At 54.4% G+C, this 17,162-nt stretch carries 17 protein-coding genes; 4 read left to right on the top strand and 13 right to left on the bottom strand.

Annotation, left to right across the window (positions count from 1 at the left end):
• The first annotated feature begins 85 nt into the window (after window positions 1-85).
• Both sbcD and sbcC read left to right on the top strand, forming a co-directional pair.
• Complete coding sequence (gene sbcD / locus OGX75_RS15820; protein ID WP_286450930.1) at window positions 86-1,294, top strand: exonuclease subunit SbcD; 1,209 nt, start codon at window positions 86-88, stop codon at window positions 1,292-1,294.
• A complete protein-coding gene (gene sbcC, locus OGX75_RS15815) occupies window positions 1,291-4,434 on the top strand; it encodes an exonuclease subunit SbcC (RefSeq protein WP_286450929.1) in 3,144 nt (1,047 codons plus the stop codon). The genes sbcD and sbcC overlap by 4 nt, the downstream gene beginning before the upstream one ends.
• Window positions 4,435-4,548: 114 nt before the next feature.
• On the opposite strand, the gene mak is transcribed toward sbcC, so the two are convergent.
• Complete coding sequence (gene mak / locus OGX75_RS15810; RefSeq protein ID WP_130028804.1) at window positions 4,549-5,457, bottom strand: fructokinase; 909 nt, start codon at window positions 5,455-5,457, stop codon at window positions 4,549-4,551.
• Window positions 5,458-5,582: 125 nt separating this feature from the next.
• Between mak and rdgC the strand changes: the two genes are divergently transcribed.
• Window positions 5,583-6,494, top strand: a complete 912-nt coding sequence (gene rdgC / locus OGX75_RS15805) for a recombination-associated protein RdgC (RefSeq protein ID WP_024130604.1) — start codon at window positions 5,583-5,585, stop codon at window positions 6,492-6,494.
• A gap of 37 nt (window positions 6,495-6,531) precedes the next feature.
• Here the strand turns inward: rdgC and ppnP are convergent, their stop codons facing one another.
• The 5 genes from ppnP to OGX75_RS15780 form a co-directional block, all read right to left on the bottom strand.
• Entirely contained in the window at window positions 6,532-6,816 is a 285-nt protein-coding gene (gene ppnP, locus OGX75_RS15800) for a pyrimidine/purine nucleoside phosphorylase (protein ID WP_024130605.1), read from the bottom strand.
• Between the two features lie 70 nt (window positions 6,817-6,886).
• Window positions 6,887-7,564 (bottom strand): AroM family protein, encoded by a 678-nt coding sequence (locus OGX75_RS15795; RefSeq protein WP_012133600.1) that lies wholly within the window; start codon window positions 7,562-7,564, stop codon window positions 6,887-6,889.
• A 261-nt stretch (window positions 7,565-7,825) separates the two neighbouring features.
• The gene (gene yaiA, locus OGX75_RS15790) at window positions 7,826-8,017 is read right to left on the bottom strand and encodes a protein YaiA (RefSeq protein ID WP_012133601.1); all 192 of its coding nucleotides are present in this window, start codon (window positions 8,015-8,017) and stop codon (window positions 7,826-7,828) included.
• 26 nt (window positions 8,018-8,043) lie between these two features.
• Window positions 8,044-8,589, bottom strand: a complete 546-nt coding sequence (gene aroL / locus OGX75_RS15785) for a shikimate kinase AroL (protein ID WP_047458531.1) — start codon at window positions 8,587-8,589, stop codon at window positions 8,044-8,046.
• A 181-nt stretch (window positions 8,590-8,770) separates the two neighbouring features.
• Entirely contained in the window at window positions 8,771-9,229 is a 459-nt protein-coding gene (locus tag OGX75_RS15780; RefSeq protein ID WP_286450928.1) for a YaiI/YqxD family protein, read from the bottom strand.
• Window positions 9,230-9,367: 138 nt separating this feature from the next.
• Here OGX75_RS15780 and proC point away from each other — a divergent pair, with 138 nt between their 5' ends.
• Window positions 9,368-10,177, top strand: a complete 810-nt coding sequence (gene proC / locus OGX75_RS15775) for a pyrroline-5-carboxylate reductase (RefSeq protein WP_047458533.1) — start codon at window positions 9,368-9,370, stop codon at window positions 10,175-10,177.
• Between the two features lie 15 nt (window positions 10,178-10,192).
• Here proC and adrA read toward each other — a convergent pair whose 3' ends face one another.
• The 7 genes from adrA to idnO form a co-directional block, all read right to left on the bottom strand.
• A complete protein-coding gene (adrA, locus tag OGX75_RS15770) occupies window positions 10,193-11,290 on the bottom strand; it encodes a diguanylate cyclase AdrA (RefSeq protein ID WP_012133605.1) in 1,098 nt (365 codons plus the stop codon).
• 107 nt (window positions 11,291-11,397) lie between these two features.
• Window positions 11,398-11,718, bottom strand: a complete 321-nt coding sequence (gene psiF, locus OGX75_RS15765) for a phosphate starvation-inducible protein PsiF (RefSeq protein ID WP_012133606.1) — start codon at window positions 11,716-11,718, stop codon at window positions 11,398-11,400.
• A gap of 142 nt (window positions 11,719-11,860) precedes the next feature.
• Entirely contained in the window at window positions 11,861-13,276 is a 1,416-nt protein-coding gene (gene phoA / locus OGX75_RS15760) for an alkaline phosphatase (protein WP_200030802.1), read from the bottom strand.
• A gap of 159 nt (window positions 13,277-13,435) precedes the next feature.
• On the bottom strand, window positions 13,436-13,696 hold the full coding sequence (iraP, locus tag OGX75_RS15755; RefSeq protein ID WP_012133608.1) for an anti-adapter protein IraP: 261 nt from the start codon (window positions 13,694-13,696) through the stop codon (window positions 13,436-13,438).
• 230 nt (window positions 13,697-13,926) lie between these two features.
• A complete protein-coding gene (gene idnR / locus OGX75_RS15750) occupies window positions 13,927-14,919 on the bottom strand; it encodes a DNA-binding transcriptional regulator IdnR (RefSeq protein WP_058668690.1) in 993 nt (330 codons plus the stop codon).
• Window positions 14,920-15,002: 83 nt separating this feature from the next.
• Window positions 15,003-16,292, bottom strand: a complete 1,290-nt coding sequence (locus OGX75_RS15745) for an MFS transporter (RefSeq protein ID WP_024130608.1) — start codon at window positions 16,290-16,292, stop codon at window positions 15,003-15,005.
• 23 nt (window positions 16,293-16,315) lie between these two features.
• Window positions 16,316-17,080: a gluconate 5-dehydrogenase gene (gene idnO / locus OGX75_RS15740; RefSeq protein ID WP_112002465.1), complete on the bottom strand. Its 765-nt coding sequence runs from the start codon at window positions 17,078-17,080 to the stop codon at window positions 16,316-16,318.
• Window positions 17,081-17,162 lie beyond the last annotated feature (82 nt).

Here is a 17,162-nt window from a genome sequence, read left to right as displayed (position 1 = left end):
ATTGATTTATGACAGTCACGAAACAAGATATTACCGTTCCCGACGGGTTATAATCCTGCCCACGCTTTTTCGTCATGGAACCGTTATGCGCATCCTTCACACCTCTGACTGGCATCTGGGACAAAACTTCTACAGCAAAAGCCGCGCCGCCGAGCACCAGGCGTTTCTCGACTGGCTGCTGGAAACCGTGCAATCTCACCAGGTGGATGCGATTATTGTCGCGGGTGACATTTTTGATACAGGATCGCCGCCAAGCTATGCCCGCGAGTTGTACAACCGGTTTGTTGTCAATTTACAGCAAACCGGCTGTCATCTGGTGGTGCTGGCCGGAAACCATGACTCCGTCGCCACGCTCAACGAATCCCGCGATATTCTGGCGTTTCTCAACACCACCGTGGTCGCCAGCGCAGGCCACGCGCCGCAGTACCTTTACCGTCGCGACGGCACGCCGGGCGCCGTGCTTTGCCCGATTCCGTTTTTACGCCCGCGCGACATCATCACCAGCCAGGCGGGGCTTTCGGGCAATGAAAAACAGCAGCATCTGCTCGGGGCGATCACTGATTATTACCAACAACAGTATCAGGAAGCCTGTAAGCTGCGCGGCGACGGCGATCAAACTCTGCCGGTTATCGCCACCGGGCACCTGACCACCGTCGGCGCCAGTAAAAGTGACGCGGTACGTGACATCTATATCGGCACGCTGGATGCCTTCCCGGCGCAAAACTTCCCTCCTGCCGATTATATCGCGCTGGGACACATTCACCGGGCGCAGATCATTGGCGGCACGGAACACATCCGCTACTGCGGCTCTCCGATCGCGCTGAGCTTTGATGAGTGCGGCAAAAGCAAATGCGTCCATCTGGTCAGTTTTGCAAACGGCAAATTACATCAAGTAGAGAACCTCACCGTTCCCGTCACTCAACCGCTGGCGGTGCTGAAAGGCGATCTGGCCTCCATCACCGAACAACTTGAGCAATGGCGCGATGCTCACCAGGAGCCTCCCGCCTGGCTGGATATTGAAATCACCACCGACGAATACCTTCACGATATGCAGCGCAAAATTCAGGCATTAACGGAGTCGCTGCCCGTTGAGGTTTTACTGGTGCGCCGCAGTCGGGAAAATCGCGAACGCATTATGGCTAACGAACGACGTGAAACCCTGAGCGAACTGCGCGTGGAAGACGTTTTTACCCGCCGTCTGGCGCTGGAAGAGCTGGATGAACCCCAGCGTGAACGTCTGACGCAGCTTTTTACCACCACCCTACATTCGCTGGCCGGGGAGCATGACGCATGAAGATTCTCAGCCTGCGCCTGAAAAATCTCAACTCCCTGAAGGGAGAATGGAAAGTCGATTTCACGGCAGAACCTTTTGCCAGCAACGGGCTATTTGCCATCACCGGGCCGACCGGCGCGGGGAAAACCACGCTGCTCGACGCCATCTGTCTTGCGCTCTATCACGAGACGCCGCGCCTGAGCACCGTTTCGCAATCGCAAAACGATCTGATGACCCGCGATACGGCCGAATGCCTTGCTGAAGTGGAGTTCGAGGTTAAAGGCGAGTCTTACCGCGCTTTCTGGAGCCAGAACCGCGCCCGCAATCAGCCGGACGGAAACCTGCAAGTGCCGCGCGTGGAGCTGGCGCGCTGCGCCGACGGAAAAATCCTCGCCGATAAGGTCAAAGATAAGCTGGAGATGACGGCATCGCTCACCGGGCTGGATTACGGACGCTTTACCCGCTCCATGCTGCTGTCGCAGGGGCAGTTCGCTGCGTTTCTCAATGCGAAGCCGAAAGAGCGCGCCGAGCTTCTGGAAGAGCTGACCGGAACAGAAATCTACGGGCAGATCTCCGCGCTGGTGTTTGAAAAGCACAAGACCGCCCGCACCGACCTGGAAAAGCTTCAGGCGCAGGCCAGCGGCGTCTCGCTGTTAGCGCCGGAGCAGCAGCATTCCCTCAATGAAAGTTTGCAGGTGCTCACTGACGAAGAAAAACAGCTGCTCGCCCGCCAGCAGCTTCACCAGCAACATCTGCACTGGCTGACCCGTCAGAATGAGTTGCAGGCTGAAATGAATCGCCGCCAGCAGGCGCTTCGGATCGCCCAGGAAGAACAGGAAAACGCGCAGCCGCAGCTGGCTGCGCTGAACCTGGCGCATCCTGCCCGGCAGTTACGCCCACACTGGGAACGCATTGAGGAACAAACCGCTGCCGCCGGGCGCACACGCCAGCAAATTCAGGAAGTAAATACTCGCTTACAAAGCGTATTACACCTGCGCAGCCGCATTCGACACAGCGCTCAACAACAATCCGCCGAACTGCGCGCCACCATGCAGACGCTGATCGGGTGGCTCACCGAACATGAACGCTTCCGCTTGTGGAGCAGTGAACTGGCAGGCTGGCGTGCGCTGTTTGCTCAACAGTCCAGCGATAAAGCGCAGTTGCTTAAATGGCAGCAGCAGTGTGCAAGCGATATCCGCAAGCGTGACGCGCTTCCACCGAATCCTCTGACGCTTACGCCAGAAGAGGCCACGGCAGCGCTGGCGCAGCATACGCAACAGCAGCCGTTGCGTCAGCGTCTCGCCAGCCTGCATGGGCAGATAGCGCCTAAGCAAAAACGACGGGAACAACTGCAAACTGCGATCCAGAATAGTCAGCAGGAGTTGGCCAGACGCAATGCGGCGCTGGAGGATAAGCGACAGAAATATAAAGAAAAAAATCAGCAGTTCATGGATGTAAAAACGATTTGCGAGCAGGAGGCGCGCATCAAAGATCTGGAAAGCCAGCGAGCACTGCTGCAATCCGGCCAGCCATGCCCGCTCTGCGGATCGACCTCGCATCCGGCGATTGCATCCTATCAGGCACTCGAACCCGGCGTGAATCAGGCGCGGCGCGATGCACTGGAAAAAGAGGTCAAGACGCTGGCGGAAGAAGGCGCCGCCTTACGCGGGCAACTGGAAACATTAACGCAGCAGCTACACCGCGACGAAAGCGAAGCGCAGGCACTGGTAAAAGAGGAGCAAGCGCTCACTCAAGAATGGCAGACGCTGTGTGACGCGCTGAACGTTACGCTGCACCCTCAGGACGATATTTCACCGTGGCTGACCGCCCGGCAGGACTATGAACAACAGCTGTATCAGCTCAGCCAGCGCCATATGTTGCAGGCGCAGATCGCCGCCCATACCGGGCAGGTTACGCAATTTCAGCAGCAAATCGACCAGCGTCAAACTACGCTGCTGTCTGAACTGCGCCGCTACGGGTTATCCCTGCCCGCCGACGGAGAAGAAGCGTCGTGGTTAAACGCCCGCGCGGATGACGCGCAAACATGGCAACAGCGCCAGACGGAACTGGGCGAGCTACAAACGCGCATCGCGCAGTTGACTCCCCTGCTGGAGACACTACCGGAAACAGATATTCTCCCGGAGAGCGATGAGCGCGTGGCGCTGAATAACTGGCGGCAGGTACATGATGATTGCGTTTCGCTACAGAGCCAGTGGCAGACCTTGCAGCAGCAGGAAGCGCAGGAAATGCAGCGGGTAGCACAGGCGCAGGCGCACTTTGACGCCGCGCTCAAGGCCAGCGTATTTGACGATCGCGCCGCCTTCCTTGCCGCGCTGCTGGACGATGAGACCATCGCCCGCCTCGAACAATATCGCCAGGCGCTGGAAAACCAGTTACAGCAGGCGCAGGCCTTAGCCGCTCAGGCGAGCCAGGCGCTGGCAGAACATCAACAACATCCGCCCGAGGGGCTGGATCTCACGCTCACGCCTGAACACATTCAGCAGGCCGTGACGCAATTAACCGGACAACTGCGGGACAATACGACGCGTCAGGGGGAGATCCGCCAGCAGCTCAAACAGGACGCGGGTAACCGCCAACAGCAGCAGTCTCTGATGCTGGAGATTGAAAACGCCTCGCAGCAGGTGGAGGACTGGGGTTATCTGAACGCGTTAATCGGCTCTAAAGAGGGCGATAAATTCCGCAAATTTGCTCAGGGACTGACGCTGGATAACCTGGTCTGGCTGGCGAACAATCAGCTGACTCGCCTGCATGGTCGTTACCTGCTCCAGCGCAAGGCCAGCGAAGCGCTGGAACTGGAGGTGGTCGATACCTGGCAAGCGGATGCCGTTCGCGATACCCGCACGCTGTCGGGCGGCGAAAGTTTCCTGGTCAGTCTGGCGCTGGCGCTGGCGTTGTCCGATCTGGTCAGCCACAAAACGCGCATCGACTCCCTGTTCCTTGATGAAGGGTTCGGCACGCTGGACAGCGAAACGCTGGATACCGCGCTGGATGCCCTGGACGCGCTGAATGCCACCGGTAAGACGATTGGCGTAATAAGCCATGTGGAAGCGATGAAAGAACGCATTCCTGTGCAAATTAAGGTGAAGAAAATCAACGGGCTGGGTTACAGCAAACTGGATAAGATGTTTGCTGTGGAATGACGGTTGTTCTGCCGGATGGCGGCGTAAACGCCTTATCCGGCCTACAGGGAGCACGTTGTAGGCCCGGTAAGCGTAGCGCCACCGGGCATTACGCCTTATCCGGCAAAAAACGATTTACTCCTGCGGCCACAACCATGCCGCGCCGCGAACGCCGCTGGAATCGCCATGTAACGCCTTACGAACCGGCGTTTCGCATTCGCCGCCAAAAACAAACGGTTTAATCAACGATGGCACGGTGTTGTACAACCGGTCGACATTGCTCATCCCGCCGCCTAACACGATAACGTCCGGGTCGAGGATGTTGACCACATGGGCTAACGATTTCGCCAGGCGCAGTTCATAACGGCTAAGCGCCCGTTCCGCCAGCGCGTCCTGCTCGTTAACCAGACGGATAATGTCATTCCCTTTCAGCGGATGACCACTCAGACGATGGTAATCCGTGGCAAACCCGGTTCCTGAGATAAAGGTTTCAATGCAGCCTTGTTTGCCACAATAGCAGGGCACTTCTTCACGGTAGCGCAGTTCATCTTCATCCATCCACGGCAAGGGATTGTGCCCCCACTCGCCTGCCGTACCGTTGCCGCCGGTATGGGCCCGACCGTTCAGCGCCACGCCAGCCCCGCACCCGGTGCCGATGATCACCGCAAAAACGGTCTGCGCTCCGGCCGCCGCGCCATCCACCGCTTCGGACACCGCCAGGCAGTTGGCGTCGTTCGCCAGGCGCACTTCCCGCTGCAAACGCGCACTCAAATCTTTATCGAACGGCTGACCGTTAAGCCAGGTTGAGTTGGCGTTCTTTACCATGCCGGTATAAGGCGAGATCGAACCGGGAATACCCATCCCTACCGTACCCGTCTGGCCCGTCGCCTTTTCCGCCATCTCGACCAGCGAAGCGATGGTCTCTATCGTTTGTCGATAATCATCCCGCGGCGTAGGCAGACGATGGCGAAACAGCTGTTCCCCCGCATCGCCGAGCGCAATCACTTCCGTTTTCGTGCCGCCTAAATCGATACCTATACGCACACATCGCTCCTCATTTTTAGGGAATATCAACAGAGTAGAGGCGGGTGTTCTGGTTGGCAATGCAAGCCCGCCGACAATTCGTTATTATACCCGCTGGATTTAACGACAAGGCCGTGGAAATTATCATGCTGTGGTTCAAAAATTTAATGGTTTACCGTCTTAGCCGCGATATTTCGTTGCGCGCCGAGGAGATGGAAAAACAGCTAGCCTCGATGACGTTTACCCCTTGCGGCAGCCAGGATATGGCAAAAATGGGCTGGGTTCCGCCAATGGGCTCGCACAGCGATGCGTTAACGCATACCGCCAATGGCCAAATTATTATCTGCGCGCGTAAAGAAGAGAAAATTCTGCCGTCGCCGGTAATCAAGCAAGCGCTGGAAGCGAAAATCGCCAAACTGGAAGCTGACCAGGGGCGCAAGCTGAAAAAAACGGAAAAAGACTCGCTGAAAGATGAAGTGCTGCACTCACTGCTGCCGCGCGCCTTTAGCCGTTTTAGTCAGACAATGATGTGGATCGACACCGTTAACGGTCTGATCATGGTCGATTGCGCAAGCGCTAAAAAAGCGGAAGATACGCTGGCGCTGCTGCGTAAAAGCCTCGGCTCGCTGCCGGTGGTTCCGCTGGCGCTGGAAAATCCTATCGAGCTGACGCTCACCGAATGGGTGCGTTCCGGTACGGTGGCGCAGGGATTCCAGTTGCTGGACGAAGCAGAGCTGAAAGCAATGCTGGAAGACGGCGGCGTGATCCGCGCGAAGAAACAGGATCTGGTCAGCGACGAGATCGCCGTGCACATTGAAGCGGGTAAAGTGGTCACGAAACTGGCGCTCGACTGGCAGCAGCGCATTCAGTTCTTGATCTGCGATGACGGTTCGATCAAACGCCTGAAGTTCAGCGATGAACTGCGCGATCAAAACGAAGATATCGATCGCGAAGACTACGCTCAGCGTTTTGATGCCGATTTCATTCTGATGACGGGTGAACTGGCGGCGTTAATTCAAAGCCTGGTTGAAGGTCTGGGCGGCGAAGCGCAACGCTAAGTGAATATTCCCTCTCCGCCGGGAGAGGGAAGCGCCATTATAAATAGCGGCAAAGATAGGACGTCGGTTCAGCCACCTGCAAATGGAACTCACTTTGGCCAGGGACGTTAAACACCTCGCCCGCCGCGTAGACTTTCCACTCGGTTTCCCCCGGAAGCAGTACGTTCAACGCGCCACTGACCACCGTCATCTCCTCCGGCGCGGCAGTGCTAAAGGCATATTCGCCTTCCGCCATCACGCCGACACTGGCGCGACCAGTACTGCTGCTGGTAAAGCCGATCGATTTCACTTTGCCGGAAAAGTATTCGTTACTTTGTAGCATAAACTGGCCCTTTCTCATGGTTACGTTAAGCACCAATATAGGGTCGCGACCTTCTGCCTGTCACGCAAAATTAACCGAGTAACTCCGAAGCCAGTCGTGCAATCAAGACATTAGAGAGCAAGACCGGAACATCCAGCGCTCTTTGCAATAAATCACGATGACGCTGATTAAATCCAATGGAATCCAGCATGATCACATCCGCGCCCTGTTCCAGCAAATCTTTACCGGCATCAATCAGTTGTTGTTCCGATCCCTGCACGGGATTCGCCAAAGAAAAGACCGGAGGACGTTGTAAGACCTGCCATTTTCTCGCCTGCACATCCAGTAACTCTTCAACCGGCACAATCACGCCCACCTGGTGGCCATCAACAATCGACGCCACTAACGGCGGGATAATACGCAACGGTTCCAGCAGGATCGTGTTACGCGCGGTCATACTGTTAATCGCGGCGGTATTCATCAATAAAATGACATCGTAGCCCTGGTTATCCAGCACTTCGATAATACTTTGCAGGTCGCGCTCTACTTTCTGGCGCGAAACATGGACGATTTGGTTATCACTGAGCAACGTTAATAGCGGATCATCTCCGGCCTCGACGGCGTACTCCGCCAACACCTCTTCACGGCTGATCTCACCCAACAGACTATGATGGGTAATATGTTGCTCATCAATATATTCCGTCAGAAGCGGCAGCACTTCGCTCATTGGCACAACGCCGATCGTGAGGATAGCCAACGACGCACTCATTTTCTGTTCCACCTTCTTTTTACTTCGTCGTTAATTCCCGGGTAAATGCCTGAACACTTACCTGCCCTGCGCTACAAATGCAGAAAAGCGTAGCAGGAGATCGGCAATGCATTGTGTAAAGATTCCAAATCACTCCAGTAGTATATTGTTATCGTTTAATTTTCAGTTTTAGCAGAATGCGGCAATGAGTGAAAAGTGTGATGCAAGTACGTTGTGACGTGACTCAGACGCCTTGCCGGGCGTTCCACACGTCAGGATTTATCAGCTTTTATCGGGATCTTCATAGCGCGTTTTGGCATCCATCGCTTCCTGCGCGGAAGGATGCTCGCTGATCAGTGCGTTGGGTTCGGGATAGTCGGCGCGGAGCTGATACCAGGTCACCGTCTGACCTGGCGTTCCTTTCTCAACGGTGACGATATACGCTTCCCGGGGATAAGGCGGTTTTGTTGGCATAGTTCTTCCTTTTTACTGGATGAACTTTAATTATAGACGCCGCCCTGCAATCGTTGCGCCGCCTGCGACAACGCCGCAAGAATTTCAGAAACAACCTGGTCAGGGGCATGGCTCGCATCGATGATGTAATGCGCGGCTTCACGATACAGCGCGTCGCGCTGTTCGAGCACTTCCTGCACCTCTTCACTTAAGGGCTTGCCGGTTAGCGTCGGGCGCAGTCCCTCTTCTGGCGCGGCCTCCAGCCGGTTCACCAGCGTGGACACTGGCGCGCTTAAATAAATCACAATGCCATTTTCGCGCATATAGCGACGATTGTATTCGGTGAGGATGATCCCTCCCCCCGTCGCAACCACCGTTGACGGCGCGGTAACCGCCTTCAGCGCTGCTGTTTCTCTGGCGCGAAAGCTGTCCCACCCTTCCCGGTCAACAATCTCCGCAACCGTCATCTGAACGTGCGATTGCAACCACCGATCGGTATCAACAAACTGGAAATCCACTGCCTGCGCAAGCGCCATACCGGTTGTTGTTTTACCACAGCCGCGAGGGCCAACAAGAAAGAGAGGTTGCGTCATAGCGGGCTTTCCCCAGAGAGCCGCAAAGGTGCGGGATCTGATGTCATCAAAGTAATAATCATACCACCAAACTAGTACATCGTTAAATGTAAATAAATCATTCCACAAAAACCGTGAAAGATTGTACGCGCTTACTATAACAAGAAATCATCAGCAGCAAAGTGTAAAAATAACATTACATTTAGCGCGTTCTGCGCTGGACTTCCAGCCACCACTTATCCAGCTCGGCGGCGAAATGCTGGCGATCGCGCGGAGAAAGGCTGTCCGGCCCGCCCGTCTGAATCCCGCTGGCGCGCAGGGTATCCATAAAGTCACGCATTGTCAGGCGTTCGCGGATCGTTGACTCCGTATAGCGTTCGCCGCGTGGATTCAGCGCCGCCGCCCCTTTTTCCAGCACTTCAGAGGTCAGCGGGATATCCGCCGTAATGACCAAATCTCCGGCTTCGCACTGACGCACAATCTCGTTGTCAGCGACATCAAATCCGGCGGGTACGCGCAGTGTGCGGATAAAACGCGAAGGCGGTACGCGTAAATTCTGGTTTGCCACCAGAATAAGCGGCATCTGCATACGTTCAGACGCACGGTACAAAATCTCTTTAATCACATTCGGACACGCATCCGCATCCACCCATATTGTCATAACCGCTCCAGGCTCATGTGCAATCGTCTATTGTCTCGTGCTTTTGTCTTCCGTCAAAGTGCTGTTTCTCCTTCATGAGACTTTCAATCCACGTTAAGCTAATAACCCCAACTAAAAATACGCATAGGGAGTGACGAAATGGAGAAGAAAATCGGTTTTATCGGTTGCGGTAATATGGGAAAAGCCATTCTGGGCGGCCTGATTGCCAGCGGTCAGGTTCTCCCCGGGCAAATCTGGGTCTATACCCCGTCCCCGGATAACGTCGCCGCGCTGCACGATCGGTACGGCATCAATGCGGCGCAGAGTGCGCAGGACGTCGCGCAGGTTGCGGATATCGTTTTCGGCGCCGTGAAGCCGGGCATCATGATTAAAGTGCTGAGCGAAATCAGCTCCAGCCTGAACAAGGACTCATTAGTCGTCTCTATCGCTGCGGGGGTCACGCTCGATCAGCTGGCGCGCGCGCTGGGGCACGATCGCAAAATTGTTCGCGCGATGCCAAACACGCCGTCTTTAGTCAACGCGGGCATGACCTCCATAACGCCAAATGCGCTGGTCACGCCGGAAGATACCGCTGACGTGCTGAACATTTTCCGCTGCTTTGGCGAAGCGGAAGTGATTGCCGAGTCGATGATCCACCCCGTCGTTGGGGTCAGCGGTTCCGCTCCGGCTTACGTCTTCATGTTTATTGAGGCGATGGCCGATGCCGCAGTGCTGGGTGGAATGCCGCGCGCGCAGGCCTATAAATTCGCCGCGCAGGCCGTAATGGGCTCCGCCAAAATGGTGCTCGAAACGGGTAAACATCCGGGTGAACTGAAAGATATGGTGTGCTCGCCTGGCGGGACGACCATTGAAGCCGTTCGCGTGCTGGAGGAGCGAGGGTTCCGGGCGTCGATTATCGAAGCGATGGCGAAGTGTATGGAAAAATCAGAGAAACTCAGTAAGTCCTGAGCCAGTTGCCGGACGTCAGGCCGCCACTTCGGTACGGTTACGTCCGGCGTTCTTTGCTTTATAAAGCGCCATATCCGCCGATTTCAGCCATTCCCGGTAGTGTCCGATTTGCGTGGTCAATGGCGCAACGCCCACGCTGATGCGCAAAATAACCTGTGGCGCGCACGGCAGGCGTAACGCGTTTAATCGCTCATGAACCCGCGACATCGCGGCAATCGCGTTATCCGCTGGCGTACCGCACATGATCACCGCAAACTCGTCGCCGCCAAAACGTCCTATCACATCGCTGCCGCGCAGCGTCATCTGCAACTGGCGCGTCAGGGCAATAATCGCCTCATCTCCGACATCGTGCCCCCAGGTATCGTTAATGCTCTTAAAGTGATCGATATCGATGATGAGCAACGTGGCGTCCCGGTGGTAGCGGCGACAGTTATCAAATTCATTACGCAACAATATTTCCCAGTGACGCCGGTTATAGACGCCGGTCATGCCATCCCGCATGCTCATCACCTGTAGCCTGCGTTTATGTTCCGCCAGTTTGGTCGCCGTCTGGTAACTCACCCAGGCAAACAGCAAGGGATAAATCACAATCACCGGCAGGGAGAACCACCACTCCAGCGGCGCGCTGCGAAAAGCCACGGTAATTCCGGTCAGCTGTAACGTCACCAGACATGACACAACCATTAACACCATACCGGCAATAAAGAGCCGCAGCCCTCCCGCGCCCATCAAATTCATACACATCATCATCAGCAGAGCCGTGGAGGGCAGCACGTTGACGCCCATCACCCCAACCCAGACGCCAGCAAGAATGGCGTCCGCCTTTAAGTTGTATATTTCCCGGCTTAAGGGATCGATGGCTTTACTCGCCAGCTGCCACGCCAGGTGCGGCCAGACGAAAGACCAGCCGACCAGAAACAACCACCATCCTCCCGCAATCGGTTGTGAAGCCAGTACAGCGGCGATCGGGAGAAACATCCATCCCAGTCCTACCGCACGCGGCAGTCTCACCCGCCTGGCGAATCGCAGCCCGGAGCGTTGATGGTCATTTTGAGGAGAGTGAGGTGGCTCACTCTGTGCGACCGCTTTTTTGTAAAAGTTTTCATCATTCATTATTTTTTGGGAACATTCTGAAACAATTTTCCCAAATTATAGAGAGGGGGATTGTGAAGGAAGTATGAAATTTCGGGTGAGTGATTTTCTCAGCTCACCCGTTAGCACTATGCGGATTTTTTCAGACAGGCACTCATAAACTTGCTGCGATCGTCGCCTTTCAGCGACTGGTCCGTCGCCTGCTGGTTGCACTCACGCATTCTCTGTTGCTGCGGCGTCAGGCTTTTCTCACCTGGGGCGGATTTACTGTTTTTCAGGCAATCGCTCATGTAGGTCTTACGCGCATCCCCTTTTAACGCCTGCGCCGTCGCCTGCTGATTGCAGCTCGTCATACGCTGTTGTTGCGGGGTTAATGTCTTCTCGGCAGCGCCGACGGCGGTTAAAAAAACCAGCCCAAACAGCAGGGTAACCAGTAATGTTATTTTCATAGCACCATCCTTCTGTGAGTGTTGACACTACACGTCATCCTTCTGGTTACGTGCGCCGTAACCGAAGGAGGCTAACTCTAAGTCTGGCTGCTGACGACGAAAATACCACCTGACGGCAAAAGTATTGCCGTCAGGTGTCCGTTTACTTCAGTCCCAACGCTGCTTTCATGGTGTAGAACAGATCGGTCTGGTCCGTTAATCCGACGACATTCGCCGCATGCGGGCCGTATGCGGCAATGCGCAACTGGCTGCCGGTATGTTCCTGCGACTCCTCTTCCGAGTTGCCGTAGCTGATGACCATCACCGCGCCATCTTTGGTATTTAACGCCTGCGTCAGTCCCGGCGCTTTGCTTTCCGGCGCGATAATCTGGCTGGAATGCGCATGATCGGCAGTCACCACAACCAGGGTATTGCCCTCTTTTTTAGCGAATGCCAACGCACGCTGCACGGCTTCGTCCAGATCGACCGTTTCGCCGATCTGCCCGCATGGGTTGGCGGCGTGATCCTGTTTATCGATAGACGCGCCTTCAACCTGCAAGAAGAAACCTTTTTCATTCTTACTCAACAACTCAATCGCTTTATCCGTCATTTGCGCCAGCGTAGGCACGGTATCATCGCGCTGCGGGTTTGCCTTGCAGGTCACCGCAGGTTGTTCAAGGTTGCCGTGATAAGAGGCTTTCGGGCCTTCCCAGCGAACCGGCATGTTGCCGTCGGAGAACAAGCCCAGCAGCGGCTTATCCTGATTTGCCGCCGTTACCGCCTTCAGCGAGGCGGCATCGTTCACCAGCTGATATCCACGCGCCAGCGCCTGCTCACGCAGCGTTTTCCCCTGCCATTCGCCTGCGGTCGCCATTTCAGCAAAGGTGGCCGCGCCGCCGCCAAGCGTAACGTCCGCCCGCGCATTCAGCAGTTGCTCGGTGATCGACCCTTTTCCACCCTTCTCCAGCGCGTTTGTCGGGCAAAGAGTGCTGGTAAGGCTGGGGCCGTAGCATTTGCGTGAGGTTACATGGGAGACTAACGCGGCGGGTGTCGCATCCTGTAATTCTGCGGTCGAGACGTTGCCCGTCGCCAGACCTGCCGCTTTGGCCATCTCCAGGATCGTGGTGTGATCTTTTTCGTGGATATCGACGCCTAACGCGCCGTTATAGGTTTTTACTCCCGTAGACCACGCCGTTGCCGACGCGGCGGAGTCTGTGACGTAATCCGGTTTGCCCGTTTCTTTATCCAGCGCGTAATGGGTGTATTGCCCGGTCAACGGTAAAGCATCAATTCCTTTAAAAAAGCCGCCGGCCCCTTGCGCATAATTTCGCGCCGCAGTGATTTCAGAATCCCCCATACCATCGCCGATCAGCAGGATAATATTTTTGGCCGGTTTATCGCTCAACGAATCTCGCAGCGCCGCCGTTTGATCGCCCGCTAATCGGCGCGCCCCGCCCGGCGTGGTAATATCTCCCTGTGCGGCACGATTATCCAGCACCGTCATCGTGGACGTCCTGGCATGCGTAATGGGGGTAAACAGCAGAGGTAACAGGGCAATAGCAATAGCGCTTTGTTTCACTTTATTTTCTCCATGTGCCTACCCTAAATAATTCGGATTACAGAAAGCCAATACATATGCAACCTGAAGTACAACGGGTATAAATACAGTAAAATAAAAACAAAGCGACTATAGGTAACTGACGTGACAAGGTTATGACAGTGTTTACTCTGAATACGATCAGCTACGAGGATGCCTCAGTAACTTTTTTACATACTGGCGCAGCAATTCCGTATCGTAATCTGGAACGCTGGCATCCGGCTTTACGCCGTCGAGCGCATCCTCAACCTGATGAATGAGCTTCTGCTGCTCATTTTGCGCCATATTACGCAGCATCGCCGTGACAATAATCTCTAACGCTTCTACCTGAGCAACCAGTTCTTTCGACTCTTCTTCTTTTTGGGCGAGCCTCAGCAACAACTCTGAAATGAGATTTTTCATGACCGTATTTCCTTATCCGAGGAATGCTGACGTTATCATTATGGTTCACGACTGCCTAGAGGGTAAAAGTAGTATTTTTATGATAAAGGAAAGACTTTCTGTAAATAATGCGCTGACAAAATGGAGCGAAACGTTTCTCGCAAGAAAATAATTCAACCGTAAAAAATCAGGGTATATATAGTCACGCCATTGCATAAATTAAAGTTATGGTAAATACGCCAAAATTTAACTTAAAGCGTATCGCCATAATATATTTGATATCCCAGATTGACCCTGTCCAGCGTCTCTTTTCCGCCCAGACGTTTAATCAGCATATCTGCGGCTACGCTTCCCATATCGTAGCGGGGGGTAATCACGCTCGCTATTTTTTGCAAACGTGCGCGGCCGATTTCCAGGCCATGAAATCCGGCAATAGCAACCTGTTGCGGAACGGGGATCTGCTGCGACTGACACTCCAGCAGCGCGCCAACGGCTAAGTCGTCGTTGGTGCAAAAAATCGCGTTAATATCCGGTCTGTCGCGCATCGTCTGCAAAAACAACTGACGACCTAAGGCCAGTGACGAAATGGCTTTTGGCACCACATGGTAAGGCTGTAACCCCTGCTCGCTCAGCGCACGCTCAACGCCGCGATAGCGACTGACATCACGCGGGTCGTCCATAGAGCCGAAAAACGCCACGGCGCGTTTTCCCGCCTCCAGAAACGCCTGAGTCATATCCCACGCGGCTTTTTCGTTATCAATACCAACCTGCATATCCAGACAATGCTCGGTGATATCCATTAACTCCGCCACGGGGATACCGCTGGCGCGCACATACTGCACCATACGTTCAGTATGTTGTTTTCCGGTCAGAATCAGCGCATCAATGTTGTAGGAGAGCAGGTTAAGCACTTCGCGCTCTTCCCGCTCCGGGTCATATTCATAGTTAGCGATCAGCGTCTGGTATTGATGAGCGGAAGTCACCGACTCAATCCCCGCCAGGACATCGGCAAAAATCTGGTTGCGAAAGGAGGGAATCAGCACCCCGATCGTTTTACTGCGCGCATTAAGCAAAATCTCGGGGGCGCGATTGGGAATATAATTATTCTCCTCCATGATCTTCGAAATCAGCTCGCGGCTACGCTGCGAGACCTGATTGGGATCGCGAAGATAACGGCTTACCGTCATCTTATTTAGCCCAGCCAGCGTGGCGATATCCTGCAAGGTCATCCGATTGTTTTTCATGAAGTTCTCTGCGAAAGACAGCGTGATCAATTCGCAGAGAACCTTAACACAGCCAGCGAGGGACTGCATCTTATCCGACCGGATTAGCCCACCGCTTTCCCGGTTTGTAAGGATGTGGACGACGGCGCCTGGTTAGCGCGCACGTTATACATCAATACCACCGAGGCCAGCAGGGAAATCGCCATAAAGGTGTACGAAACGCCCGGCCCGCCCGTCAGACCATTGAGATACCCCACCAGCCATGCGCCGAGGAATGCCCCTAACGCGCCGAAACTGTTGATTAAGCCCATCGACACGCCCGCCACATTACGCGGCAACAGTTCAGGAATTAAGGCAAAAAACGGGCCGTAAGGCGCGTACATGCAGGCTGCGGCAACCACCAGCAATCCATAAGAGAGCCAGAAAGCGTTGCTCCCCAACAGCCAGGAACATAAGAAAGCGATGGCGGCAATCAGCAGCAACGGCCAGATAAACAGCTTACGGTTCTGAAACTTATCCGATAACCACGATACGGTAAGCATCAGACAGATCGCCGCCAGATAAGGCACGGCGGCCAGCCAGCCGACGGATACGATATCCATTTGGGCCGCTGATTTCAGGATGGATGGCATCCACATCATGAATCCGTACACGCCGATACTCCACAAAGCATGTACCGCGCACAGCATGACAACGTTACGCGAGCGCATGGCTTCGCCGTAGTTACGTACCGGTTTAATATGGGTTTGCTCACGATCCATCGCCTGTTGCAGCGTCTCTTTTTCCTCCGCCGTCAGCCAGCTGGCATCGGCCGGTTTATCACGAACCAGCACCCACCAACAAAATGCCCACAGTACCGCCGGGATGCCCTCAATAATGAACATCTCGCGCCATCCCCAGGCCTGAATCAGATAACCGGAGACAATCGACATCCACAACACGGTGACCGGATTACCCAAAATCAAAAAGGTATTCGCCCGCGAGCGCTCGGTTTTCGTAAACCAGTTGCTGATATAAATCAGCATGGCTGGCATCACCGCCGCCTCAACCACGCCAAGAGTAAAACGGATCGCCATCAGCATGGGAATATTACTGACAAACCCCGTCGCGGCGGCACATATTCCCCACAGAATCAGGCTGAAAAAGATCATTTTCCGTACGCTGCGTTTAACGGCGTACAAAGCTCCCGGCACCTGAAAAAAGAAATACCCGAGGAAAAAAAGCGCGCCAATTAAGGATGCAGTTCCTTTCGTAATACCCAGATCGGTTTCAATACCTGCCGCGGCGGCAAAACCATAATTGGCGCGATCGAGATACGCTAAGCTGTAAGTAATAAAAATAATCGGCATTAAATACCACCAGCGCCGGGCTGGTAATTTAGCAAGAGCGTTCATACACATTCCTTTTGATAATGAGTCTATACCGCAGCTAACATTCCGCCGTCGACGAAGAGAATATGACCGTTAACAAAATTCGAGGCCGGGGCCGCAAGATAAACTGCCGCGCCAATCAACTCCTCCGGCTTTCCCCAACGCGCGGCAGGCGTGCGCTGGTACAGCCAGGCAGAAAAGGCGTCGTCGTTCACCAGCGCTTCCGTCATCTCTGTGGCAAAATAGCCCGGCGCAATGCCGTTAACCTGAATATTATATTCCGCCAGTTCCACGCACATTCCTCGCGTCAACATTTTCACCGCGCCTTTTGAGGCAGCGTAGGGTGTAATTGTTTTCCGGCCTAATTCACTCTGCATGGAACAAATATTAATAATCTTCCCTTCCCGGCGCGCCATCATATATTTGGCTACCTGTTGAGAAACAAGGAAGACGGATTTCTGATTGACATCAATAACGCGATCCCACTCTGCTTCAGGAAATTCCGTCAGGGGGTAACGACGCTGGATACCGGCATTATTGATGAGAATATCAATCGCCCCAATTTCCTGCTCAATATGCGCAATCGCTTTTTCCACCTCCGCCGCGTGAGTGACATCAAACCCATAACCCACGGCGTCATAACCCAGAGCCGTCAGTGTGCTCGCGGCCTGTTCCGCCCGCTGCTGCGTAATGTCGTTAATCACCAGGCTGGCGCCATGCTCTGCCAGCCCCCTTGCCAGCAAATTACCGATTCCCTGCGCTGACCCCGTAATCAATGCGCGTTTACCTGCAAGACTAAAAATATTTTTCATCAAAAACCTCTTTTTCGATAGCTGTTACGCGTAACTGTATACGCGTAACAGTAGAAAAAAGAAGTTCTCTTACACAACTAAT

This window comes from Citrobacter sp. CK199 (genome assembly GCF_030333285.1).
Classification (GTDB): Bacteria; Pseudomonadota; Gammaproteobacteria; order Enterobacterales; family Enterobacteriaceae; genus Citrobacter_B; species Citrobacter_B koseri.
Note: the sequence above shows the minus strand (reverse complement) of the source record. Positions and strands in the feature narration are given on the sequence as shown.